The organism is Buttiauxella sp. S19-1 (genome assembly GCF_022134725.1).
In the GTDB taxonomy this organism is placed as follows: Bacteria; Pseudomonadota; Gammaproteobacteria; order Enterobacterales; family Enterobacteriaceae; genus Buttiauxella; species Buttiauxella ferragutiae.
Window position 1 is genome coordinate 20,796 of the sequence record NZ_JAHWLU010000030.1, and the last position, 23,028, is coordinate 43,823.

Annotated in this window: 24 protein-coding genes, 1 pseudogene and 1 other annotated feature; of the genes and pseudogenes, 14 read left to right on the forward strand and 11 right to left on the reverse strand. The window is 49.1% G+C overall.

Going from position 1 to position 23,028, the window contains the following annotated elements:
* Positions 1-174: 174 nt before the first annotated feature.
* Positions 175-657 (reverse strand): SsrA-binding protein SmpB, encoded by a 483-nt coding sequence (smpB, locus tag MES37_RS09370; RefSeq protein ID WP_064544275.1) that lies wholly within the window; start codon positions 655-657, stop codon positions 175-177.
* Positions 658-811: 154 nt separating this feature from the next.
* Here smpB and MES37_RS09375 point away from each other — a divergent pair, with 154 nt between their 5' ends.
* A complete protein-coding gene (locus MES37_RS09375) occupies positions 812-1,249 on the forward strand; it encodes a type II toxin-antitoxin system RatA family toxin (protein WP_064544279.1) in 438 nt (145 codons plus the stop codon).
* Positions 1,239-1,529 carry an RnfH family protein gene (locus tag MES37_RS09380; RefSeq protein ID WP_064544282.1) on the forward strand — a complete coding sequence of 97 codons (291 nt, stop codon included), beginning with the start codon at positions 1,239-1,241 and terminating at the stop codon, positions 1,527-1,529. The genes MES37_RS09375 and MES37_RS09380 overlap by 11 nt, the downstream gene beginning before the upstream one ends.
* Before the next feature lie 147 nt (positions 1,530-1,676).
* On the opposite strand, the gene bamE is transcribed toward MES37_RS09380, so the two are convergent.
* The 3 genes from bamE to nadK form a co-directional block, all read right to left on the reverse strand.
* Positions 1,677-2,018, reverse strand: a complete 342-nt coding sequence (bamE, locus tag MES37_RS09385; protein ID WP_064544285.1) for an outer membrane protein assembly factor BamE — start codon at positions 2,016-2,018, stop codon at positions 1,677-1,679.
* Between the two features lie 226 nt (positions 2,019-2,244).
* Positions 2,245-3,906 (reverse strand): DNA repair protein RecN, encoded by a 1,662-nt coding sequence (gene recN / locus MES37_RS09390; RefSeq protein WP_064544288.1) that lies wholly within the window; start codon positions 3,904-3,906, stop codon positions 2,245-2,247.
* Between the two features lie 86 nt (positions 3,907-3,992).
* Positions 3,993-4,871: an NAD(+) kinase gene (gene nadK, locus MES37_RS09395; RefSeq protein ID WP_064544292.1), complete on the reverse strand. Its 879-nt coding sequence runs from the start codon at positions 4,869-4,871 to the stop codon at positions 3,993-3,995.
* Positions 4,872-5,000: 129 nt separating this feature from the next.
* Here nadK and grpE point away from each other — a divergent pair, with 129 nt between their 5' ends.
* Positions 5,001-5,585 carry a nucleotide exchange factor GrpE gene (gene grpE, locus MES37_RS09400; RefSeq protein WP_064544330.1) on the forward strand — a complete coding sequence of 195 codons (585 nt, stop codon included), beginning with the start codon at positions 5,001-5,003 and terminating at the stop codon, positions 5,583-5,585.
* 71 nt (positions 5,586-5,656) lie between these two features.
* On the opposite strand, the gene MES37_RS09405 is transcribed toward grpE, so the two are convergent.
* Together MES37_RS09405 and MES37_RS09410 are read right to left on the reverse strand one after the other, a co-directional pair.
* Positions 5,657-6,943 carry an HlyC/CorC family transporter gene (locus MES37_RS09405; RefSeq protein ID WP_064544296.1) on the reverse strand — a complete coding sequence of 429 codons (1,287 nt, stop codon included), beginning with the start codon at positions 6,941-6,943 and terminating at the stop codon, positions 5,657-5,659.
* A gap of 25 nt (positions 6,944-6,968) precedes the next feature.
* Positions 6,969-7,757 carry a cytochrome C assembly family protein gene (locus MES37_RS09410; protein WP_064544299.1) on the reverse strand — a complete coding sequence of 263 codons (789 nt, stop codon included), beginning with the start codon at positions 7,755-7,757 and terminating at the stop codon, positions 6,969-6,971.
* A gap of 297 nt (positions 7,758-8,054) precedes the next feature.
* Here MES37_RS09410 and ffh point away from each other — a divergent pair, with 297 nt between their 5' ends.
* The 5 genes and pseudogenes from ffh to rplS all read left to right on the forward strand — a co-directional run bounded on the left by ffh (position 8,055) and on the right by rplS (position 11,574).
* Positions 8,055-9,416 (forward strand): signal recognition particle protein, encoded by a 1,362-nt coding sequence (gene ffh / locus MES37_RS09415; protein WP_064544303.1) that lies wholly within the window; start codon positions 8,055-8,057, stop codon positions 9,414-9,416.
* Positions 9,417-9,553: 137 nt separating this feature from the next.
* A complete protein-coding gene (gene rpsP / locus MES37_RS09420) occupies positions 9,554-9,802 on the forward strand; it encodes a 30S ribosomal protein S16 (RefSeq protein ID WP_034457320.1) in 249 nt (82 codons plus the stop codon).
* A gap of 18 nt (positions 9,803-9,820) precedes the next feature.
* The gene (gene rimM / locus MES37_RS09425) at positions 9,821-10,369 is read left to right on the forward strand and encodes a ribosome maturation factor RimM (protein ID WP_064544306.1); all 549 of its coding nucleotides are present in this window, start codon (positions 9,821-9,823) and stop codon (positions 10,367-10,369) included.
* Between the two features lie 45 nt (positions 10,370-10,414).
* Positions 10,415-11,183, forward strand: a pseudogene (trmD, locus tag MES37_RS09430) (tRNA (guanosine(37)-N1)-methyltransferase TrmD).
* A 40-nt stretch (positions 11,184-11,223) separates the two neighbouring features.
* Positions 11,224-11,574: a 50S ribosomal protein L19 gene (gene rplS, locus MES37_RS09435; RefSeq protein ID WP_034457314.1), complete on the forward strand. Its 351-nt coding sequence runs from the start codon at positions 11,224-11,226 to the stop codon at positions 11,572-11,574.
* A 56-nt stretch (positions 11,575-11,630) separates the two neighbouring features.
* Here rplS and MES37_RS09440 read toward each other — a convergent pair whose 3' ends face one another.
* A complete protein-coding gene (locus MES37_RS09440) occupies positions 11,631-12,017 on the reverse strand; it encodes a DUF2799 domain-containing protein (protein ID WP_237931179.1) in 387 nt (128 codons plus the stop codon).
* A gap of 274 nt (positions 12,018-12,291) precedes the next feature.
* Between MES37_RS09440 and aroF the strand changes: the two genes are divergently transcribed.
* From aroF to MES37_RS09455, 3 genes are all read left to right on the forward strand, one after another.
* The gene (gene aroF, locus MES37_RS09445; protein WP_064544312.1) at positions 12,292-13,362 is read left to right on the forward strand and encodes a 3-deoxy-7-phosphoheptulonate synthase AroF; all 1,071 of its coding nucleotides are present in this window, start codon (positions 12,292-12,294) and stop codon (positions 13,360-13,362) included.
* Positions 13,363-13,373: 11 nt separating this feature from the next.
* Positions 13,374-14,495, forward strand: coding sequence for a bifunctional chorismate mutase/prephenate dehydrogenase (gene tyrA, locus MES37_RS09450; RefSeq protein WP_121815075.1), 1,122 nt, complete (start codon positions 13,374-13,376; stop codon positions 14,493-14,495).
* Positions 14,496-14,571: 76 nt separating this feature from the next.
* Positions 14,572-15,447 (forward strand): SMP-30/gluconolactonase/LRE family protein, encoded by an 876-nt coding sequence (locus MES37_RS09455; RefSeq protein ID WP_232887395.1) that lies wholly within the window; start codon positions 14,572-14,574, stop codon positions 15,445-15,447.
* 29 nt (positions 15,448-15,476) lie between these two features.
* Here MES37_RS09455 and pheA read toward each other — a convergent pair whose 3' ends face one another.
* The 4 genes from pheA to bamD all read right to left on the reverse strand — a co-directional run bounded on the left by pheA (position 15,477) and on the right by bamD (position 18,236).
* A complete protein-coding gene (gene pheA, locus MES37_RS09460) occupies positions 15,477-16,637 on the reverse strand; it encodes a bifunctional chorismate mutase/prephenate dehydratase (protein ID WP_237931180.1) in 1,161 nt (386 codons plus the stop codon).
* A gap of 21 nt (positions 16,638-16,658) precedes the next feature.
* Positions 16,659-16,784 (reverse strand) — a sequence feature (Phe leader region).
* Positions 16,736-16,783: a pheA operon leader peptide PheL gene (gene pheL, locus MES37_RS09465; protein WP_101706155.1), complete on the reverse strand. Its 48-nt coding sequence runs from the start codon at positions 16,781-16,783 to the stop codon at positions 16,736-16,738. It overlaps the preceding feature by 48 nt.
* 104 nt (positions 16,785-16,888) lie before the next feature.
* Positions 16,889-17,227: a ribosome-associated translation inhibitor RaiA gene (gene raiA, locus MES37_RS09470; RefSeq protein ID WP_034457302.1), complete on the reverse strand. Its 339-nt coding sequence runs from the start codon at positions 17,225-17,227 to the stop codon at positions 16,889-16,891.
* A gap of 271 nt (positions 17,228-17,498) precedes the next feature.
* Positions 17,499-18,236, reverse strand: coding sequence for an outer membrane protein assembly factor BamD (bamD, locus tag MES37_RS09475; RefSeq protein ID WP_064544319.1), 738 nt, complete (start codon positions 18,234-18,236; stop codon positions 17,499-17,501).
* A gap of 130 nt (positions 18,237-18,366) precedes the next feature.
* On the opposite strand from bamD, the gene rluD reads away from it, so the two are divergent.
* The 3 genes from rluD (at position 18,367) to clpB (ending at position 22,779) form a co-directional block, all read left to right on the forward strand.
* Positions 18,367-19,347 (forward strand): 23S rRNA pseudouridine(1911/1915/1917) synthase RluD, encoded by a 981-nt coding sequence (gene rluD / locus MES37_RS09480; RefSeq protein ID WP_121815079.1) that lies wholly within the window; start codon positions 18,367-18,369, stop codon positions 19,345-19,347.
* Positions 19,344-20,075 (forward strand): purine nucleoside phosphorylase YfiH, encoded by a 732-nt coding sequence (gene yfiH, locus MES37_RS09485; RefSeq protein WP_232887397.1) that lies wholly within the window; start codon positions 19,344-19,346, stop codon positions 20,073-20,075. The genes rluD and yfiH overlap by 4 nt, the downstream gene beginning before the upstream one ends.
* Before the next feature lie 130 nt (positions 20,076-20,205).
* Entirely contained in the window at positions 20,206-22,779 is a 2,574-nt protein-coding gene (gene clpB / locus MES37_RS09490) for an ATP-dependent chaperone ClpB (RefSeq protein ID WP_237931181.1), read from the forward strand.
* Positions 22,780-23,028 lie beyond the last annotated feature (249 nt).

A 23,028-nucleotide genomic window follows, 5' to 3' on the forward strand; every position in this document is an offset into this window, starting at 1 on the left:
AGCACAGTTTTAATCAATTGGGGGATTATATTTTATAGAAGATGACTTGATGGAATGAGTTATGCAGATTAATAAATTTGGTTTTGGTAATAAATAATATTTAGGGTAGGGGGAAGATAACTTCTCAGTATTAGCCCCCCGGAAGAAGGACTAATACTGTTTTTTAAAACCGTATTAACGACCCGCGTGCTTCATAATACGTGCTTTATCTACCGCCCACTCTTTGTCTTTTAAATCGTTGCGCTTGTCGTGCTGCTTCTTACCTTTCGCCACGCCGATTTTCACTTTGCACCAGGCATTTTTCCAGTACATCGACAGGGCGACAACGGTGTAACCATCACGGTTAATACGCCCGTAAAGGTTATCAAGCTCACGTTGGTTAAGCAGGAGTTTACGGGTACGTGTTGGGTCGCAGACCACATGGCTTGAGGCCACGTTTAACGGAGTAAAGTTGGCGCCAAACAAAAATGCTTCGCCATCTACCAGTATGACGTAGCTGTCACCGATGTTGGCCTTCCCGGCACGCAGAGATTTTACTTCCCAGCCTTGCAGCACGAGTCCCGCTTCAAACTCATCTTCGATAAAGTATTCATGGCGGGCGCGTTTGTTTTGCGCAATGGTGGCTGAACCTGGTTTGTATGCTTTTTTCTTTGTCATAGTGCTGCTCAGTATAAGTAATCCAGGAGTTCAAATACACCCCGCTTCGCTGCGAGGATGAAGGCATATCTTAGCACGGCTCTGGGCTAAGAGTTTTTCTTTGCAGAGTGATAAATGTTATTATTTGCCCGTTTTGTGACTCTCAGGAAATGCTATGCCTCAGATTACCCGTACTGCGCTAGTGCCTTACAGCGCGGAGCAGATGTATCAATTAGTTAACGATGTGAAATCCTACCCTGATTTTTTACCGGGTTGCACTGGCAGCCGGATTCTTGACGCGTCGCATAATCAGATGACGGCGGCGGTAGATGTTTCCAAAGCGGGGATCAGCAAAACGTTTACCACGCGTAACTCCCTTACCGATAATCAAAGTATTTTGATGCATCTGGTCGATGGGCCATTCAAGTCATTGATGGGCGGCTGGAAGTTTACGCCGCTGAGTGCAGAAGCTTGCCGTATTGAGTTCCAGCTCGATTTTGAGTTTACCAATAAGCTTATCGAGCTGGCGTTTGGCCGTATCTTCAAAGAGTTGGCCGGGAATATGGTTCAGGCGTTTACCGTACGAGCCAAAGAGGTCTACAGTGTCGCCTGATATCGCTGTTGAAGTCGTTTACGCATTGCCTGAAAAGCAGTACTTGCTCAAGGTTAGAGTTGCAGAAGGTGCGACTGTTGAGCAGGTGATTTACGCGTCAGGTATTCTTGAACTGCGCACGGATATTGATCTTGCGAAGAATAAGGTAGGGATTTTTAGCCGCCCGGTGAAATTGACCGATACGGTTAATGAGGGGGATCGGGTAGAAATTTATCGGCCTCTGATTGCTGACCCGAAAGAGCTTCGACGCCAGCGAGCTGAGAAATCCGCTCAGAAGTAGCCAAAAAAAGGTGCCAATCAGGCACCTGAGACTGATGACAAAACTGGCGAAAATGGTGGATGACGCTATCGCTTATCCACCCTACAACACCTGTTTAGTGACCTTGTCAGCAATCTGAGGTGCCCATATCGGCACCTTTTTTATTGGTTATTCGTTTACCAGCTTCGGCTTGTTGTCGATGTTGGTCAACACACCGCTGCTGTTGAAAGTCAGCGTCAGCGTTTGCTGAGTCACTTTCTCATGGCCTGGTTGCTGACGGAAGACATAGAACCAGGTACTTGTACCAAATGGATCAGTCATCATTGGCGTACCCAGAGCATACGCAACTTGCTGTTGAGTCATGCCAGTACGAATCTTTGACACGTCGTTTTGTGTCAGGTAGTTCCCCTGGTTAATGTCGGGGCGGTAAACCACTCGCTCCAGAGTGGAACAGCCTGCGGTCAGCATAAGAAGAACCGCTGCGGCAGCAGTCAGCGTTTTACAGCGCATAGTGATTTGATTCCTTTTCGGGCCCGAGCAGCACATGGCTCATTCATAATATGCCGATGATAATAAACCTTTACGCAGTTTAAAACATTAAGGCGCTTAACTCTGACCCTGGTACAGCAAAAAAGTTGGCTTAAAACCTGTTCAATTAACAATATGCTAGCTGAGTGGTTGTTTTTTGAACAGCACGCACAACAACTACCGGGTTGTGTATATCAAATCGTTGCCGTTAAGCCGCCAGCAACTCTTTTGCGTTGGCTAATGTGTTGCGTGTGACTTCGCTGCCACCAAGCAAACGAGCCAATTCTTGCAGGCGTGAGCGTTTATCCAGCGGTTGCATATGTGTTTCTGTCATTTCGCCATCGGTTTCTTTGCTGACAAAGAAGTGATGATGCCCACAACCTGCGACCTGTGGCAGGTGCGTGACACACATAACCTGAGTGGACTCGCCTAACTGACGTAATAATTTGCCGACCACCGCCGCTGTTGGGCCGCTGATCCCGACATCCACTTCATCGAAGATGAGAGCCGGGGTTTCCATTTTACGTGCGGTGATGACCTGAATCGCCAGTGCAATACGTGAAAGCTCGCCGCCGGAGGCCACTTTTGCCAGCGGCTGCAAGGGTTGGCCTGGGTTGGTACTGACGCGGAAATCAATACGGTCTGCACCTTCAGCGGTCAGATGGTTTTCATTAAATTCGACGTCAATAGCTAGCTTGCCGTGAGGCATTGATAACGAATGCATGCTTGCGGTAATCAACTCGCAAAGTTCCGCCGCATAATGTGCACGACGCTGATGCAATTCTTGCGCAATGTTCAGCGCTTGCTGGTGATGGACAGCCACTGCCTGCATCAGTTCATCCTGGGAGCTGGCCTGCTCATCAAGCTGTTGCAGCTCTTCGAGCAGCTGTTGATGGAACAATGGCAGTTCTTCCGGCGAAATATGATGTTTACGCGCCAGTGATATTTGCCTGGAGATACGTTGTTCCAGTTCATACAAACGGTTAGGGTCAAGATCCAGACGGTCGCAATAATGGCGCAGTTCATCGCTGGCTTCAGAAACTTGAATAGTTGCCTCTTCCAGCATCGTTAACACACCAGACAGTTTGCTATCCATCCCGGCCAGTTCTTCCATTAAATGACGTGCGCTATACAGCTGGCTTTGCAGGTTGTTGTCTTCACCATCCGCGAGGATCGCCAGTGCTTGCTGGCTAACAGAGATCAGTTGCCCGCTGTTTGCCAGCCGTTTGTACTCTTCATCAATTTGTTCAAACTCGCCCGCAATTGGAGAAAATTCATTGAGCTCTTTCAGTTGGTACTGAAGCAATTCAGTACGCGCGGCACGTTCTTGAGCCTGTTGCTGATGCTGCGCAAGAGTTCGGCAGCTTTGATGCCATTCGCGGTAGCTTGTTGCCATTTTGGCGAGAAGTGCAGATTCACCCGCATAACCGTCAAGCAGGTATTTTTGATGTTCTGGTTTTAACAAAAGCTGGTGGGCATGCTGGCCGTGAATTTGAATCAGCATCTGGCCGAGGTCACGCAACTGAGAAAGAGGAACCGCCGTGCCGTTGATGAAGCCTCGTGAACGGCCATCGCTGCTAATGACGCGACGCAGTAAACATTCACGTCCGTCATCAAGTTGATTTTCTTCCAGCCAGCGCAGGGCGGCAGGCGTGTCTTTCAGGGAGAAGCGGGCGCAGAGGTCAGCCCGGCTGGCACCCTGACGCACCATGTCGGCTTCAGCACGGCCACCGAGACACAGACCTAAGGCATCAATCGCGATAGATTTACCGGCCCCTGTCTCACCGGTAATGGCGGTCATACCGTGGTGAAAATCAATTTCCAGTTCACGAACGATAGCGAAGTTACTGATGGTGAGTTGTGCCAGCATAATTGCTTTCCTGTATGAAAAGACATGACTGTGTTTTCATACAGTATAAACTGGTTTTATATACAGTAAAGAGCCTGGGGCACTTTTTAGAACAATTTTTTCGACCAGCCGAGTTTAGAGCTCAATGTATTGAAATAGCTGTAATCTTTGGGGTGAATGAGATTGAGATGATAGTCACAACGGCGGATCAGCACGTCTTCGCCTTCCTGAATAGGTAGCGCTATTTGGCTATCACAACTGATTTCCAGGTCGCTACGCATATGTGAAAAACGCAGGCGTATTGTGCTGCTGCTGTTGATGACCAATGGGCGTGCAGAAAGCGTGTGCGGGAACATTGGCACCAGCGTAATGGCATCAAGCGATGGGGTAAGAATGGGGCCGCCAGCCGAGAGGGAATAGGCGGTAGAACCCGTTGGTGTTGAAATAATCAGCCCATCGGAACGTTGCGAGAACGCAAAAATTTCATCGATATAGACTTCGAATTCAATCATGTGCGCGACTTTGCCGGGGTGCAGCACCACCTCGTTAATCGCGGTACTCAGGCGAGTCGGCGTATCTTGCTGGCAAACCTGGGCTTCGAGCAAGAAACGGCGCTCGGCAATGTAGTGCCCTTCGAGCACATCGGCGAGTTGTTGCTGCGCGTTGTCTGGGTCAAGGTCGGTAAGAAAACCGAGATTACCGCGGTTGATGCCGATGACTTTGATATCATAACGAGCAAGAACGCGGGCAGCGCCTAGCATATTGCCGTCACCACCGACCACCACCGCGAGATCGGCCTGTTGGCCTATTTCCGCCAGGGTACCGGTTTTTACGTTTTTGAGGTTAAGTTCTTGGGCAATTTGCTGCTCGACAATAACGTCGTAGCCTTTGGTGCAGAGCCAGCGATACAGCATTTCATGCGTGGTTAGGGCTGTAGGGTGACGTGGGTGCCCGACGATACCAATGCAGTTGAAATGTTTGTTCATTATGCTGATGGTCCTTATGCGCAGTGATGCAGTCGTTTATGACAATATGTCACGTTCCCTTGAATCCCGGAAACTGATCCCCATAATAAGCGAACCAGCGAGATGAATGCTAAAAACGCGGAGAAATTCATGAGTAGTAAAGATCAGAAAACACCAGACGAGCAAGTCTCGGACGAAATTGCAATGGAAAGCCACGAAGAAGTCGAGGCCGTAGAGGGTGCCGAAGTGGTTGATCCGCGCGATGAAAAAATTGCCGATTTGACTGCGCAACTGGAAGAAATTCAGCAGCGCGAGCGTGAACTGGCGTTACGCAATAAAGCGGATATGGAAAACCTCCGTCGCCGTACTGAGCTTGATATTGAGAAAGCGCACAAGTTTGCTCTGGACAAATTTGTCAACGAGCTGCTGCCGGTTATCGACAGCCTTGACCGTGCTTTGGAAGTGGTAGACAAGTCCAACACCGATTTAGCCGCCATGATTGAAGGCATCGAATTAACTCAGAAATCGATGCTGGATGTGGTGCGTAAATTTGGTGTGGAAGTGGTTGGCGAAACTAACGTGCCGTTCAACCCGGATGTGCACCAGGCCATTGCCATGGTTGAGTCTGAAGATGTGGCGCCAAACCACGTGCTGATGGTGATGCAAAAGGGTTACACCCTGAATGGTCGCACACTGCGTGCAGCGATGGTTTCTGTGGCTAAAGCAAAAGCGTAATTTGTTTTAATCGCTTGAAATAAAAAGCCAGCCTTTGCGGCTGGCTTTTTTGTGCCTGCTAGAAAGGCGATTTACTCTTGAACACTCTCGCGAAGCGGAGTGACAGGGGTGACGCGCACTTGCTTAATCATGTTGTCTTGTACATCGAGAATATCAATGTCGTAGTGGCTTAGACGCACTCGCGTATCGATAGCTGGGATCTCTTGCAGTTCTTCAAGCAGCATACCGTTTACGGTACGGGCTTCGTCTTCTGGCAATGTCCAGTTGAAAGCTTTGTTGATTTCGCGCACGTTGGCGCTGCCTTCAATAATCACTGAGCCATCGTTTTGTGGCATCACTTCTTCAGCCAGTGTTGGAGACATCGATGTCGTGAAGTCACCGACAATCTCTTCAAGAATATCTTCCACCGTTACCAGCCCTTGAATATCACCGTATTCATCTACGACCAGGCCGACTTTCTTCTTGTTACGCTGGAATTTTACCAGTTGAACGCTAAGCGGCGTTCCTTCCGGCACGAAGTAAATTTCATCAGCGGCACGAAGCAGCGTTTCTTTGGTGAACTCTTGCTTTTCGGTCATCAAGCGATAGGCTTCACGCACGCGCAGCATACTCATGGCATTGTCCAGAGTATCGCGATACAACACAATGCGGCCATGCGGCGAGTGGGTGAGTTGGCGGACGATAGATTTCCAGTCGTCATTGATATCGATACCGACGATTTCATTTCTCGGCACCATGATGTCGTCGACGCTCATTTTTTCGAGATCCAGAACCGAGAGCAACATATCCTGGTTGCGGCGGGAAATTTTCGTGTGTGACTCATGCACCAGGGTACGCAATTCGTCTTTGTTTAACGCGCTACTCACGGTGCTGACGTTTTTGATACCCATCAGACGCATCAACATACGCGTGATGATGTTCAGTAACCACACCAGGGGCATCATCAGTATTTGCAACGGGCCGAGCAGGAAGCTGCTCGGGAAGGCAACCTTTTCCGGATACAGCGCGGCAATGGTTTTTGGCAGCACTTCAGCGAACACCAGTACCACGAAAGTGAGGATACCGGTGGCGATGGCAACACCCGCATCACCGTACAAACGCATGCCGACGATGGTGCCGATGGCTGAGGCCAGAATATTGACCAGGTTATTACCGATGAGGACCAGACTTATCAGGCGGTCTGGTTTGCGAAGCAGTTTTTCGACCCGTTTAGCGGCGCGGTTGCCCTGTTTGGCGAGGTGGCGCAGCTTGTAACGGTTAAGCGTCATCATGCCGGTTTCAGAGCCGGAGAAGTACGCTGAAACGACTACCATGATGATCAATGTGACAATCAACGTAGTCGTTGAGATCTGTTCCAAAAGGATTTCCTTTATAAAGACAACATTAGCCGACGAATTGTTGCAGGACGCGGCTACCAAAATAGGCGAGGGTCAGAATCGCTGCACCCGCGACGTTAAACCACACCACACGGCGGCCGCGCCACCCCTCATGATAGTGTCCCCACAGTAAAACGATGTAGACAAACCATGCGAGAATCGACAAGACCGCTTTGTCGACATTTTCCAGGCTGAAAAGATTTTTCAGATAAAACAGGCCGGTGCAAAGGGTTAACGTCAGCAGTACTACGCCGACTTGAGTGATGTGAAACATTTTGCGCTCAATGCTCATCAACGGCGGCATTTCAGCACGGAAGGCGAGTTTTTTATTTTTGAGCTGATAGTCAATCCAGGCCAGTTGCAGCGCGTAAAGTGCGGCAATAATCAGCGTGGCATAGGCAAAGAGCGACAAACCGATATGCACCATCATCCCCGGAGTTGTTTCCAGATGCGTGATGAACTCGTTGGGCATAAAGGTTGCCAGCGCCAGATTGATTAAGGCGAAAGCGTAAACAATCGGTAACAGCAGCCAGCCGCGATTTCGCGATGCCACAATCGTCATCACGGTGCAGATCATCAAACTGACTAATGAGCCGACGTTGAGCAGGCTCAGGTTTTGACCGCCGTCGGCGGCAAAAATACGAGCTTCAAGCGCCAGACCGTGGCATACAAGCGCGATAATGGCCGATATAATAGCGAAACGGCGCCATCCGCTGTTTTTTGTCAGCAGGCTTGGGATGATCAGCGCGAGGCTGCTGGAATAGGCTACAAGCGCAAGGATTGCGAAAACAGGCATATAAAGTGTCGGTCAATTAGCCAGAGATGAAAAAAAACAGTATAACGTTACCTGCCGCCTGCTCCAACTCTAACCGTTACATCACACCGAAGGCGGCTTCATGTTATATACCCGTCATACTTCAAGTTATGGGGGGGTTGGCTGCACTCACTTACCCCAGTCACTTACTTTAGTAAGCTCCTGAGGATAAGCTCCCTTGCCGCCTACCCACAACTTGAACGATTTAGGGTATAATCCGCTAAATTCTGTTTTGTGTCGCAAGCTGCGGCCCTAAGTTACCACGTTAGGCAAAAGACAATGTTTGATAATTTAACTGACCGTCTGTCGCGCACACTGCGCAATATCAGCGGCCGCGGGCGGCTGACTGAAGAGAATGTGAAAGAAACATTGCGCGAAGTGCGCATGGCATTGCTGGAAGCGGACGTTGCGCTGCCGGTGGTGCGTGACTTTATCAGCCGCGTAAAAGAAAAAGCGGTTGGTCATGAAGTTAACAAAAGTCTGACCCCAGGCCAGGAGTTTGTCAAAATCGTTCGCGCCGAATTGGTTGCTGCGATGGGCGAAGAGAATGCCAGCCTGAATCTTGCTGCACAGCCGCCAGCCGTTGTGCTGATGGCAGGTTTGCAAGGTGCGGGTAAAACCACAAGCGTAGGTAAATTAGGTAAGTTCCTGCGTGAGAAGCACAAGAAGAAAGTGCTGGTGGTGTCTGCCGACGTTTATCGCCCGGCGGCGATCAAACAGTTGGAAACGCTGGCTGAACAAGTCGGTGTCGATTTCTTCCCGTCTGATGTGGGTCAAAAGCCGGTCGATATCGTTACTGCGGCGCTGAAAGAAGCGAAGCTGAAATTCTTTGACGTGCTGCTGGTGGATACCGCCGGTCGTTTGCACGTTGACGAAGCAATGATGGACGAAATCAAGCAGGTTCATGCTGCGATTAACCCAGTTGAAACGCTGTTTGTTGTTGACGCCATGACGGGCCAGGATGCGGCGAATACCGCAAAAGCTTTCAACGAAGCATTACCACTGACGGGCGTCGTGCTGACGAAAGTCGACGGTGATGCGCGTGGTGGTGCAGCGCTTTCTATTCGTCATATCACTGGCAAGCCGATTAAATTCCTCGGTGTCGGTGAAAAGACTGAAGCGCTGGAGCCGTTCCACCCGGATCGTATTGCTTCGCGTATTCTGGGGATGGGCGATGTTCTCTCACTTATCGAAGATATTGAGAGCAAAGTTGACCGTGCTCAGGCAGAGAAGCTGGCTAACAAGCTGAAGAAAGGCGATGGGTTTGATCTCAACGATTTCCTTGACCAGCTTAAGCAAATGAAAAACATGGGCGGCATGGCGAGCATGATGAGCAAATTGCCGGGTATGGGGCAATTGCCAGATAACGTTAAGTCGCAAATGGATGACAAAGTCCTGGTGCGTATGGAAGCCATTATTAATTCCATGACGCTCAAAGAGCGCGCGCAGCCAGAGATTATCAAAGGTTCACGTAAACGTCGTATCGCGATGGGTGCGGGTATGCAGGTGCAGGACGTCAACCGTCTGCTTAAGCAGTTCGACGACATGCAGCGCATGATGAAAAAGATGAAGAAAGGCGGAATGGCGAAAATGATGCGCGGCATGAAAGGTATGATGCCGCCAGGTTTCCCAGGCCGTTAATTTCTGTAATTTTTGTTTTGCTTGTAAAACAAAAATTGATTTCCGCTCAGGAATGAGTACAATTTTCGGGCTTTTAATATGACACCAGGCTCCATCCCTCGATGGGGCCTGGTGTTTTATTCACTAAAGAGGATGTTATGGTAACTATTCGTTTAGCACGTCACGGCGCTAAAAAGCGTCCGTTCTACCAGGTTGTTGTTACTGACAGCCGTAATGCACGTAACGGTCGCTTCATTGAGCGCGTTGGTTTCTTCAACCCTATCGCTGGTGAAAAAGACGAGGCAACTCGCCTGGATCTGGATCGCATCGAGCATTGGGTTGGCCAAGGCGCAACCGTTTCTGATCGCGTATCTGCGCTGATCAAAGCAGCAAAAAAAGCAGCTTAATCTGTCACGGTGGTCATGATGAGCAATCAAATCGCTGCAAAGGCTCCTGTTAACCCAATAGTATTGGGCAAAATGGGCTCCTGCTATGGGATCCGTGGTTGGCTCAGAGTGTTTTCCTCCACCGAAGACGCCGATAGCATTTTTGACTATCAGCCCTGGTTTATCCAGAAGGCGGGTCAGTGGCAGCAAGTACAGCTGGAAAGCTGGAAGCACCACAATCAGGATCTGGTCATCAAGCTGAAAGGTATTGACGATCGGGATGCAGCGAATCTTCTGACCAATTGCGAAATTGTCGTCGATTCAACGCAATTGCCTCATCTCGAAGAGGGTGACTACTACTGGAAAGACCTTATGGGTTGCCAGGTTGTCACTACTGAAGGATATCAGCTCGGTAAAGTCATCGACATGATGGAAACCGGCTCAAATGACGTTCTGGTCATTAAGGCAAACCTGAAAGATGCGTTCGGCATCAAGGAGCGGCTGGTTCCGTTCCTCGATGGGCAGGTTATCAAGAAAGTCGATCTCGCTACTCAAACCATTGAAGTAGATTGGGATCCTGGTTTTTAAAACCTCCGGATTAACGGTAAAAGACGGCGTAATGGGGATTGGCTTGTGTTTATTGGTGTAGTTAGCCTGTTTCCAGAGATGTTCCGTGCAATTACCGACTTCGGGGTAACTGGCCGGGCAGTAAAAAATGGCCTGCTGAGCATCCAGAGCTGGAGTCCGCGTGACTTCACTTATGACCGACACCGTACCGTGGACGATCGTCCTTACGGCGGCGGACCGGGTATGCTCATGATGGTAAATCCTTTGCGGGAAGCCATCCACGCAGCGAAAGCAGCGGCGGGGGAAGGTGCTAAGGTTATCTATCTTTCACCTCAGGGACGCAAGCTTGATCAAGAAGGCGTCAGCGAACTGGCAACAAATGAGAAGTTAATTCTGGTTTGTGGTCGGTACGAAGGGATAGATGAGCGCGTTATCCAAACCGAAATTGATGAAGAATGGTCAATCGGCGATTACGTTCTCAGCGGTGGTGAATTACCAGCAATGGTGCTGATTGACTCAGTTTCACGGTTTATTCCGGGAGTTCTGGGGCATCAGTCATCTGCAATCGAAGATTCGTTTGTCGATGGATTGTTGGACTGCCCACACTATACCCGTCCTGAAGTGTTAGAAGGCATGGAGGTTCCGCCAGTTTTGCTGTCGGGAAACCATGCGCAGATTCGCCGGTGGCGCCTGAAGCAGTCGCTGGGCCGTACCTGGCTTAGAAGACCTGAACTTCTGGAAAACCTGGCTCTGACTGAAGAGCAAGCAAGGTTGCTGGCGGAGTTCCAACGTGAACACGCAAATACAGCAACATAAACATGATGGGATGGCGTAAGCCCCCGATTATCAGTTTACCCAGGATAAGAGACAAAATTATGAGCAACATTATTAAGCAAATTGAACAAGAACAGATGAAACAGGATGTACCTTCATTCCGTCCGGGTGATTCCGTGGAAGTGAAAGTATGGGTCGTTGAAGGTTCTAAAAAACGTCTGCAGGCATTTGAGGGCGTGGTTATCGCTATCCGTAACCGCGGTCTGCACTCTGCATTCACTGTTCGTAAAATTTCCAACGGCGAAGGTGTTGAGCGTGTATTCCAGACTCACTCCCCAGTAATCGACAGCATTACTGTTAAACGTCGTGGTGCCGTTCGTAAAGCTAAACTGTACTACCTGCGTGAGCGTACTGGTAAATCTGCTCGTATCAAAGAGCGTCTTACCAAGTAAGATTTCGCTAACGCGACATCCATATCAAGGGCTGCCATCTGGCAGCCCTTTTTTATTTAACGCATGAGCGATTGCTGCAATCCTTCTCGGCTGGCCTTTTCCCATACCGCGCGACGCTCCGTAACATCAGGTAAGGTTTCACAACTGGCAGGAAATGATTTCCCATTTTGCCCCTGAACGGTTAAGAAATTGGGATCACAAATCCGTTGCTGGCCATCTGCATATCCTTTTAACCATTCTTCTCGATCGACATTTTCATCGTTATGCAAATGCGCAATGACGGGATTACTTCTTATGGGTTGTCCAGACATCGCATCATCCCAGCCAGCCTGATACCAGTCGGTGGGGGCCGGAGTTGGGGCATGGGTGTATGGGTCAACATAACAAGCAGACAGCAATAAGATTGGAATCAAGGCTAAACAGCGCATAGTGAGGATATCCATTTCAAACTGTATTAACTGAGCATAGAGCGCTTATGGCTTTGCATTACGCTATTTTCACAGACTGCATGCTTGAGCAGATAAATAGCGTGCTTATGCAGTCGTGTATAATTTAGTTTACAATAAGTGATGTTAAGTGTGCTTTAAGCGGCAATTATTTGATTGGTGTAATGTATTGTTTACGTATTTTGGATTGCAATCTTTACTAAAGCTGGTAAGGTAGTGCCATCCTCACTGAGGAAACGACTATCGCAAACGAGCTAACAGGAAAGCCATCATGCAAAAAGACGCGCTGAACAACGTTCATATTTCTGACGAACAGGTATTAATCACTCCGGATCAACTGAAAGCGGAATTCCCGCTTACTGCCTCTCAAGAAGCGCAGATCGAACACTCCCGTCAGACGATTTCCGACATTATCGCAGGGCGCGATCCTCGTCTGTTGGTAGTCTGTGGACCTTGCTCGATCCACGACCCTGATACCGCGATTGAATATGCTCGTCGTTTTAAAATTTTGTCTGAACAAGTTAGCGATAGTCTGTACCTCGTGATGCGCGTCTATTTTGAAAAGCCACGTACCACCGTTGGCTGGAAAGGGCTAATCAACGATCCACACATGGATGGCTCGTTTGATGTTGAAGCTGGTTTGAAAATTGCTCGTCATTTGCTGGTTGAATTGGTCAGCATGGGTCTGCCGCTGGCGACGGAAGCGCTTGATCCGAATAGCCCACAATACCTGGGTGATCTGTTTAGCTGGTCCGCAATTGGTGCCCGTACTACTGAATCCCAGACCCACCGTGAAATGGCATCTGGTTTGTCTATGCCAGTTGGTTTTAAAAATGGTACTGATGGCAGCCTGGGTACGGCGATTAATGCGATGCGTGCCGCATCTATGCCGCATCGTTTCGTTGGTATCAACCAGGCAGGCCAGGTCTGCTTGCTGCAAACTCAGGGTAACCCAGATGGTCATGTGATTTTACGTGGCGGAAAAGCACCAAACTACAGCCCGGCAGACGTTGCGCAGTGTGAAAAAGAGATGGAACAGGCAGGACTCCGCCCAGCCTTGATGATAGATTGCAGCCATGGCAACTCAAATAAAGACTACCGCCGTCAGCCGGGCGTGGCTGAATCAGCCGTCGCCCAAATTAAAGATGGTAATCGTTCGATTATTGGCCTGATGATTGAAAGTAATATCCACGAAGGTAATCAATCTTCAGAGCAGCCACGCAGTGAAATGAAGTACGGCGTTTCTGTCACCGATGCTTGCATCGACTGGGAAACTACCGAGACTTTACTGCGTGAGATTCATCAAGATCTGAACGGTACGCTTGCGGCGCGTAAGGCATAAGAGGTTTTACTATGGTGGCTGAATTGACCGCGTTGCGCGATCAAATTGACGAAGTGGATAAGGCGTTGCTGGGGCTACTGGCACGCCGCCTTGAACTGGTAGCGGAAGTTGGCGAAGTCAAAAGCCAGTATGGTTTACCGATTTATGTCCCGGAACGTGAAGCAGCAATGTTGGCTTCACGTCGCAAAGAAGCCGAAACGCTGGGCGTTCCACCGGATCTGATTGAAGACGTACTGCGTCGGGTTATGCGTGAGTCATACTCAAGCGAGAATGACAAAGGCTTTAAAACCCTGTTTCCTGCACTTCGCCCGGTAGTTATCGTCGGTGGCGGTGGCCAAATGGGGCGCTTGTTTGAAAAGATGCTCACACTGTCTGGTTATCAGGTGCGTATTCTTGAAAAAGAAGACTGGGCTAACGCAGCAGAATTGATGGCTGATGCTGGCATGGTCATTGTTAGCGTGCCGATTCACATCACTGAACAAGTAATCGCTCAGTTACCGCGCTTACCTGATGACTGTATTCTGGTTGATCTGGCGTCGGTGAAGAATGGCCCTCTACAAGCTATGTTGGCAGCTCACCAGGGGCCGGTTCTTGGCTTGCATCCAATGTTTGGGCCAGATAGTGGAAGCCTTGCGAAGCAGGTCGTGGTGTATTGCGACGGTCGCCAGCCAGAAGCGTATCAGTGGTTCCTTGAGCAAATTCAGGTTTGGGGCGCGCGTTTGCACCGTTCTACAGCCGTTGAACACGATCAGAACATGGCGTTTATTCAGGCGCTGCGCCACTTTGCAACCTTTGCATATGGTCTGCATCTGGCAGAGGAAAATGTTCAGTTAGAGCAGCTACTCGCGCTTTCATCACCGATTTATCGCCTGGAGTTGGCGATGGTAGGTCGCTTGTTTGCACAAGATCCGCAACTTTACGCTGATATTATTATGTCGTCAGAAAGCAATCTGGAGCTGATTAAGCGTTATTACAAAAGGTTTGGGGAGGCTATTGGCCTGCTTGAACATGGTGATAAGCAAGCGTTCATCGATAGCTTCCGTAAAGTTGAACACTGGTTCGGCGACTACGCGCAGCGCTTCCAGAGTGAAAGCCGAACTTTGTTACGCCAGGCGAATGATAGCCGACCGTAGTCGTGAAATAGTCTTATAATCTAAAGCCATCAGGGAAACCTAATGGCTTTTTTTATTGGCAATTAAGGATAGAAAAATGGCTCAGCCGCAAGTTCTGTTCAATTACACCGGTCACTTACCTGAATGCCCAACCTGGAATGCTCAAGAAAATTGCCTTTACTGGACGGATATTCTCGAAAACGAAATTCATCGCTATAACATCGCCAGCAAAAAGCATGATGTGATTCAGTTTTCCGAAGAGGTTGGCTGTTTTGCATTGTGCGAAACGGGTGGTTTTATTGTCGCGCTGCGAAGTGGAATTTATCTGACCAATCGCACCGGGCTTATTACTCGCAAAGTCTGTGATAACCCCAATAACCCGACATTAGCTCGTTTTAATGATGGTGGAACTGACAGGGATGGGCGTTTTTATGCTGGAACATTTTGGGGGCCTGGTGATTACAACGGAGCCTTGCTGTGCCGCGTGGATAACGACCTGACACCGCATGTCATTCAGCATGATATCCATGGTGCCAATGGTCTGGCGTTTAGTGCAGATAAAAAATGGATGTTTACATCAGACACGCCGAACCGTGTGATTTACCGAACTCCGTTAGACAAGCAAGGTGAGCCTGGCAAGCGTGAAGTGTTTAAACGCTTTGAACCGGGGCTGGGAATACCTGATGGTGCGGCGATTGACGAAGAAGGTTGCTACTGGACGGCATTGTTTGATGGCTACCGTATCGCGCGATTATCGCCTGATGGCGATGTGCTGGAAGAATATCAATTGCCGGTGCGCTGTCCAACGATGGTGTGCTTCGGTGGCGATGATATGAAAACGTTGTTCATCACGACGACGCGAGAAAATATGGATAACGTCGAAGTTGCAGAAAGGCCACTGTCAGGCGCGATTTTTACGCTTAAAGTCGCCGTTGCAGGAATGCCGAAACTGAAATTTAAAGTGAATGAGTAAGCCAGCTTCGAGCTGGCTTACTGCCAATTTTAAGCCGGATCAACAGGCACTACATTCTCACTTGGATAACAGCCAAGCACTTTCATAGAACGGGTAATTTCACCGAGTTCGCGAAGTGCTTTGCGCATTGCTTCATCGTTCAGGTTTGCCTGAACATCCAGATAAAACATCTCTTCCCACGGGTTGCCGTTAATTGGTCGAGACTCCAGTTTTGTCATGATCAAATTGTGATTACGCAACACCAGAAGGGCTTCAACCAACGCACCGGCTTGCTGACCTGTCGCCATGAGTAGTGTTGTTTTGGCTGGGACCTGGTCGGTGACTTCGACCGATTTGCGAGCGAGAACGATGAAACGGGTGATGTTTTGCGTCTGGTTTGCCAGATTACGTTCCAGAACTTGCAAACCATATAACGCCCCACCAGCCTCGCTACCCAGCGCCGCGACATGCGGTGAGTTTGCCTGCGCCACTTTTTCCATTGCCGCCGAGGTACTTTCGCAATATTCGATTTTCCAGTTTGGATACCGGTTAATGAATTGGCTGCATTGCTGGAAAGGCTGTGGATGGCTGTATACGGTATGGATAGAGTCTAAAGTTGTTGTACCCTTGACCAACACACAGTGATCGATTGGTACGGTCATTTCGGCAACGATGGACAAGCTCGTATGCTGCAACAAATCGTAGACATCGTTTATCGCACCGGAACTGGTGTTTTCAAGCGGAACTACGGCGTAGTCAGCCTGGCCCGTTTCAACCTGGTTAAAGATATCCTGGAATTTGGCACAGCCACTTTCAATGAATTGCTCAAAGTGGCGAGCAGCATACTGACGTGCAGCCAGGTGTGAGTACGAACCCTTCGGGCCTAAAAACGCGATTCTCGCTGACTGCGGATTGGTTTTATTAAGATGCTGCTGTAAAAGTGTTTGCTGCGTCAGAACTGAATCTTCAATGATGAGTTGGAACAAGCGCGTAATGTAATGGGCGTCCAGATTATGTGTTTTACCCAAAGTAATCAGACGCTCCAGCAAATCACGCTCGCGGTCGATATCTCGAACCGGGCGGTGAGTCGCGAGCTTGGCTTTTCCGACTTCAACAGCCAGCAAGCGACGCTCTGCCAGCAATGCCAGCAATTTTACATCCAGGGCGCTGATTTTATCGCGCAGTGCCAGCAACGGGTTTGTCTCACTCATAACGCTACCTTTTCGAAGTCCATAAAAAAGGCCTCCCGCTTGGGGAGGCCTGTTTGTTCGTCTTCGCATTCTTTATCACACGACGAATTGCCTCCCATTCAGGGGAAGGTAAAAAAGAATGCGAAGAAAAACGGAATTAATTTCATGGTTGGTTCCTGATAAGTCAGACAAGTAAGGTACTCGCTCTGTTTTCGCTCTGTCAATAAAAAACGCGCCCGGAGGCGCGTTGGTGTGATTGATAAAGCTAAAATTTACTCTTCTTCAATTTCCGCGATAGCAACGTCTTTCACTGAGCCTGCTGTGCGACGCGCTTCACCTTTGTGTTGCACTTTATTCAACTGCCGCTCCAGTTTGTTAATCAAATCGTTGATAGCCGTATACATATCATCGTGTTTGGCGCTCGCTACGAGCTGGCCGTTTGGCGTATTAATGGTGGCATCAGCCACGAAACCTTTCGGTTCTTTGGACAAAACAATGTGTGGGTTAATTAGATGAGTTTGCCACTTGTCCAGTTTAGTGAGACGGTCTGCGACGTGCTGACGAATAGCTGGGGTGATTTCCATTTGCTTGCTGGTAATGTTCATTGTCATAAAGTTACCTCTTGTCTTTCCCGTCTTGGTAACTCCAGCATACCTTTCTGAATGTCAAAATGTGTGATGTGAATCACACTATTTTGTCACTTTTTGTCAGTAAACCCTTTTTGTGAGGCAGGACAGGATCTCTGTTTTTAAAGCTTGTGGAACTTAAGAATAGCGTCCATATTTGATTGGATGACCTGACGCTAAACCGTTTCAGTTTTGTGTTTTCAGGCAATAAAAATGGCAGCCAGTTGGCTGCCATTTTGTTTTTCATCTCGGGTAATCAGTTGGTATTGCCGTTGGCCGCGATAATTTTTGCAACTTTTTCGGCTTGAGCCGGCATTTGCATTTCACGGTAGGCATTTTCCATCAACTTCAGACCATCACGTGTAGCCTGGGTATCAGGGAAATCACGCAGCATTCCTTCAACACGGTTAACTACTGCAACCCACGCGCCGCGTTTAGTGTAGTATTGCGCGACGGAAAGCTCATATTTCGCTAAACGATCTTTCAGGAACACCAGGCGCTTGCTGGCATCGGTGACATACTGGCTGTTCGGGTAACCTCGAACCAGCTTAGAGAAATCTTTGAAAGCATCACGCGCGTGTGCAGGATCTCGGTCTGAACGATCTACGCCAAAGAACCCTTGTAATGCGCTATCATCCAGTGCCATGTCCGTCAGACCGCGCATGTAAAGTACGTAGTCGATGTTTGGATGGGTAGGATTTAGGCGCATAAAGCGGTCAATAGCTGCCTGAGCCAGTGGCAAGTCAGCATTCTTGTAGTAAGCGTAAATAAGATCTAACTGCACTTGCTGCGAGTATGGCCCGAACGGATAACGGTTATCCAGCGCTTCCAGTTGCGTTATCGCCGCTTTAAAGTTACCGTCCTGCAACTTTTGTTGGGCAGTCGCATAAATCTCGGAAGGTGGACTATCAGGAACCTCATCCTTGGAACTGGAGCAACCAGCCAAAGCCAGGCTCAACGTGGCTGCTGCCACCAGATATTTCATACGCGTCATGACGTTTTGACTTTCCTCAGAATGTTATCCGGGAGGCTCTCAATACCAGCTCCCGATAAAGACCAGCTACAATAGCACACTATATTAAACGGCATTGCCGTAAAACCCAACGTTAACGAAGAAGCTGTCTATGGCACAACTAGTACAACTCAACGCAACAGTATCCGAATCGCAACTCGGTCAACGCTTAGATCAAGCTTTGGCCGAATTGTTCCCTGATTATTCACGTTCGCGTATAAAAGAATGGATTCTTGACCGGCGCGTGCTGGTCAATGGCAATATTAGCGACAAACCGAAAGAAAAAGTATTGGGTGGCGAAGCTGTCACTATCAATGCTGAAATCGAAGAGGATGTGCGCTGGGAACCACAAGATATCCCGCTCAATATCGTTTATGAAGATGACGATATTTTGGTGATTAACAAGCCGCGTGATTTCGTTGTGCATCCTGGTGCGGGTAATCCTGACGGGACCGTACTGAATGCGCTTCTGCATTACTATCCGCCGATTGTTGATGTTCCACGTGCGGGCATTGTGCATCGTCTGGATAAAGACACGACGGGTTTGATGGTCGTGGCGAAAACCGTTCCTGCGCAAACTCACCTGGTTGAGGCTTTGCAATTACGTGAAATCACGCGTGAATATGAAGCGGTTGCCATTGGTCATATGACGGCAGGTGGCACGGTTGAAGAACCTATCAGTCGACATTCGACTAAGCGTACTCATATGGCTGTGCATCCGATGGGGAAACCTGCGGTGACGCATTATCGAATCATGGAACATTTCCGTGTGCATACGCGTCTGCGTCTGCGTCTGGAAACGGGCCGTACTCACCAGATTCGTGTTCACATGGCGCATATCACTCATCCATTGGTTGGCGATCAGCTGTACGGTGGCCGCCCGCGTCCACCAAAAGGTGCGTCAGAAGAGTTTGTCAGCGTGCTGCGTAAGTTTGACCGCCAGGCTCTGCATGCAACCATGTTGCGTCTTCATCATCCAATCAGCGGTATGTTGATGGAATGGCATGCGCCAATCCCTCAGGATATGGTTGAGCTGATTGAAGCGCTGCGTGCTGATACGGAAATCCATAAGGATCAACTGGACTGGCTATGAGCAAACTGATCGTCCCGCATTGGCCGCTTCCTGAAGGGGTTGCCGCGTGCAGTTCGACACGTATTGGCGGTGTAAGTCAACCGCCTTACGACTCGCTTAATCTGGGGGCTCACTGCGGTGATAACCTGGATGATGTCGAAGAAAACCGTCGCATGTTTTATAGCACTGCCGGCTTGCCTTCAAAACCGGTTTGGCTAGAGCAAGTGCACGGTACAGACGTGTTAAAACTTACTGGCGAACCTTATTTGTCAAAACGTGCAGACGCTTCTTATAGCGCAACAGCGGGTACGGTTTGTGCGGTAATGACAGCAGATTGTCTGCCAGTGCTATTCTGTAATAAGGCTGGAACCGAAGTTGCGGCTGCTCATGCTGGATGGCGTGGCTTGTGCGAAGGCGTTATTGAAGAAACTGTGGCTTGTTTTAAAGATGCGCCAGAAAACATTATGGCGTGGCTTGGCCCGGCTATTGGTCCTAATGCATTTGAAGTTGGCCCTGAAGTGCGTGAAGCGTTTATGGCTAAAGACATTCATGCTGATAGTGCTTTTCGCCCGTCAGGGGAAAAATACATTGCTGACATCTACACCCTGGCTCGTCAGCGTTTGTCTGCAGTAGGCATTAACCATGTTTATGGCGGCGATCGTTGTACCTACAGCGAAGCGGGTGATTTTTTCTCATATCGACGCGACAGAACCACAGGCCGTATGGCAAGTTTCATTTGGCTGATATAACCTATTGAATCAAGACGATCCAGTGCGGGTAATTAACGCTTCAAATATTTCAGGTCATTAACCTTGAATAATTGAGGGATGACCTCATTTAATCTCCAGTAGCAAATTTGACCTGTATATGGGAGGAGTTATGCGTCTGGATCGTCTTACTAATAAATTCCAGCTTGCTCTCGCCGATGCCCAATCCTTAGCTCTCGGGCACGACAACCAATTTATCGAACCTCTTCACTTGATGAGCGCACTGCTCAATCAGGAAGGTGGATCCGTACGTCCTTTACTGACTTTAGCTGGCGTCAACGCTGGCAAGTTGCGTACCGATATTGAGCAAGCTTTAAGCCGTTTACCACAAGTTGAAGGCACGGGCGGTGATGTTCAGCCTTCGCAGGATTTAGTTCGTGTATTGAATCTATGTGACAAACTGGCGCAAAAACGAAATGACAACTTCATTTCGTCAGAGTTATTTGTTCTGGCAGCACTTGAATCTCGCGGAACATTAACTGATTTACTGAAATCAGCGGGTGCTACCACGGCAAATGTGACAGCAGCAATTGAGCAAATGCGTGGAGGCGAAAACGTGAACGACCAGGGTGCCGAAGATCAACGTCAGGCATTGAAAAAATATACTGTCGATCTGACCGAGCGTGCGGAACAGGGCAAGCTTGATCCCGTTATCGGTCGTGATGAAGAAATTCGTCGCACTATTCAGGTATTGCAGCGCCGTACCAAAAACAATCCCGTACTTATTGGTGAACCAGGCGTTGGTAAAACGGCCATTGTTGAAGGTTTGGCGCAGCGTATCATTAATGGTGAAGTGCCTGAGGGGCTAAAAGGCCGTCGGGTATTAGCGCTGGATATGGGTTCGCTGGTAGCCGGTGCGAAATATCGTGGTGAATTTGAAGAGCGTCTTAAAGGTGTACTGAATGATCTTTCTAAGCAGGAAGGTAATGTCATTCTGTTTATCGATGAATTGCACACCATGGTTGGCGCGGGTAAAGCGGATGGCGCTATGGATGCGGGTAACATGCTCAAGCCAGCCTTGGCTCGAGGTGAACTGCACTGCGTCGGGGCGACAACGCTGGATGAATATCGCCAGTATATAGAAAAGGATGCCGCGCTTGAGCGTCGCTTCCAGAAAGTGTTCGTTGCCGAGCCTTCTGTCGAAGACACTATCGCTATTTTGCGTGGGCTGAAAGAGCGTTACGAACTGCATCACCATGTACAGATTACTGACCCGGCTATTGTGGCGGCGGCAATGCTGTCGCATCGCTACATTGCCGATCGTCAGTTGCCGGATAAAGCCATCGACTTGATTGACGAAGCGGCTTCCAGCATCCGTATGCAGATTGACTCGAAACCAGAAGAGCTCGACCGTCTTGACCGCCGTATCATCCAGCTCAAACTGGAACAGCAGGCATTGAAGAAAGAGTCTGACGAAGCCAGCCAGAAACGTTTGAGTATGCTTGAAGACGAATTAGGGCAGAAAGAGCGTGAATATTCAGTGCTGGAAGAAGAGTGGAAAGCTGAAAAAGCGTCACTTTCTGGTACGCAGACGATTAAGGCTGAGTTAGAGCAGGCAAAAATCGCCATTGAGCAGGCGCGCCGTGCAGGCGACCTGGCGCGAATGTCTGAGCTGCAATACGGGAAAATACCGGAGCTTGAGAAACAGCTTGCAGCGGCAAGTCAGAGTGAAGGGAAAACCATGCGTCTGCTGCGTAACAAAGTTACTGATGCAGAAATTGCGGAAGTGCTGGCGCGTTGGACGGGGATTCCTGTGGCTCGCATGCTTGAAGGTGAACGCGAGAAACTGCTGCGTATGGAACAACAACTTCATACCCGTGTTATCGGGCAGAATGAAGCTGTTGAAGCCGTTTCAAACGCAATTCGCCGTAGCCGTGCCGGTTTGTCTGACCCGAATCGCCCAATTGGTTCGTTCTTATTCCTTGGGCCAACGGGCGTGGGTAAAACTGAGCTGTGCAAAACGCTGGCAAACTTTATGTTTGATAGCGATGACGCAATGGTGCGTATCGATATGTCCGAGTTTATGGAAAAACACTCCGTATCTCGTTTAGTCGGTGCACCTCCAGGCTACGTCGGTTATGAAGAAGGTGGCTACCTGACTGAAGCGGTTCGTCGTCGCCCTTACTCTGTCATTCTTTTGGATGAAGTAGAGAAGGCACACCCGGATGTGTTCAACATTTTATTGCAGGTGCTGGACGACGGGCGTTTGACTGACGGGCAGGGGAGAACTGTCGACTTCCGTAATACGGTTGTAATTATGACGTCTAACCTGGGCTCTGACTTAATTCAGGAGCGCTTCGGTGCGCTGGACTACGGTCATATGAAGGATCTGATTCTTGGTGTTGTCAGCCAGAACTTCCGCCCAGAGTTTGTTAACCGTATAGATGAAGTCGTGGTATTCCATCCGCTGGGTGAGAAACATATTGCTTCTATTGCGCAGATTCAGTTGCAGCGTTTGTATAAACGCCTTGAAGAGCGTGGCTATGAAGTCACTATCTCTGAAGATGCGTTGAAGCTGCTTAGCGAGAATGGTTACGACCCGGTATATGGTGCAAGACCATTGAAACGTGCTATCCAGCAGCAAATAGAGAACCCGCTGGCTCAGCAAATCCTCTCAGGTGAGCTGATTCCAGGGAAAGCAGTTCATCTGGAAGTAAAAGACAATCATATTGTGGCAGTGCAGTAAGTCACAAAAAAGATAAAACGAGCCCTCCGGGGCTCGTTTTTGTGTAAAAACCAGGCGATATTGTATCTCTCGATTGCGTTATGATTAAAAGTTGAGCTAACGATAAGTTTTTTGAATTTTATACTTGTCAGCTCCCAGAAAATCCCTATACTGCGCCTCCACTGACACGGCACAACGGCTTACAAACCGGCCCGTCAGCCAGATGAAAAGCGAAAATAAACGCTTGACTCTGAAAGAGGAAAGCGTAAT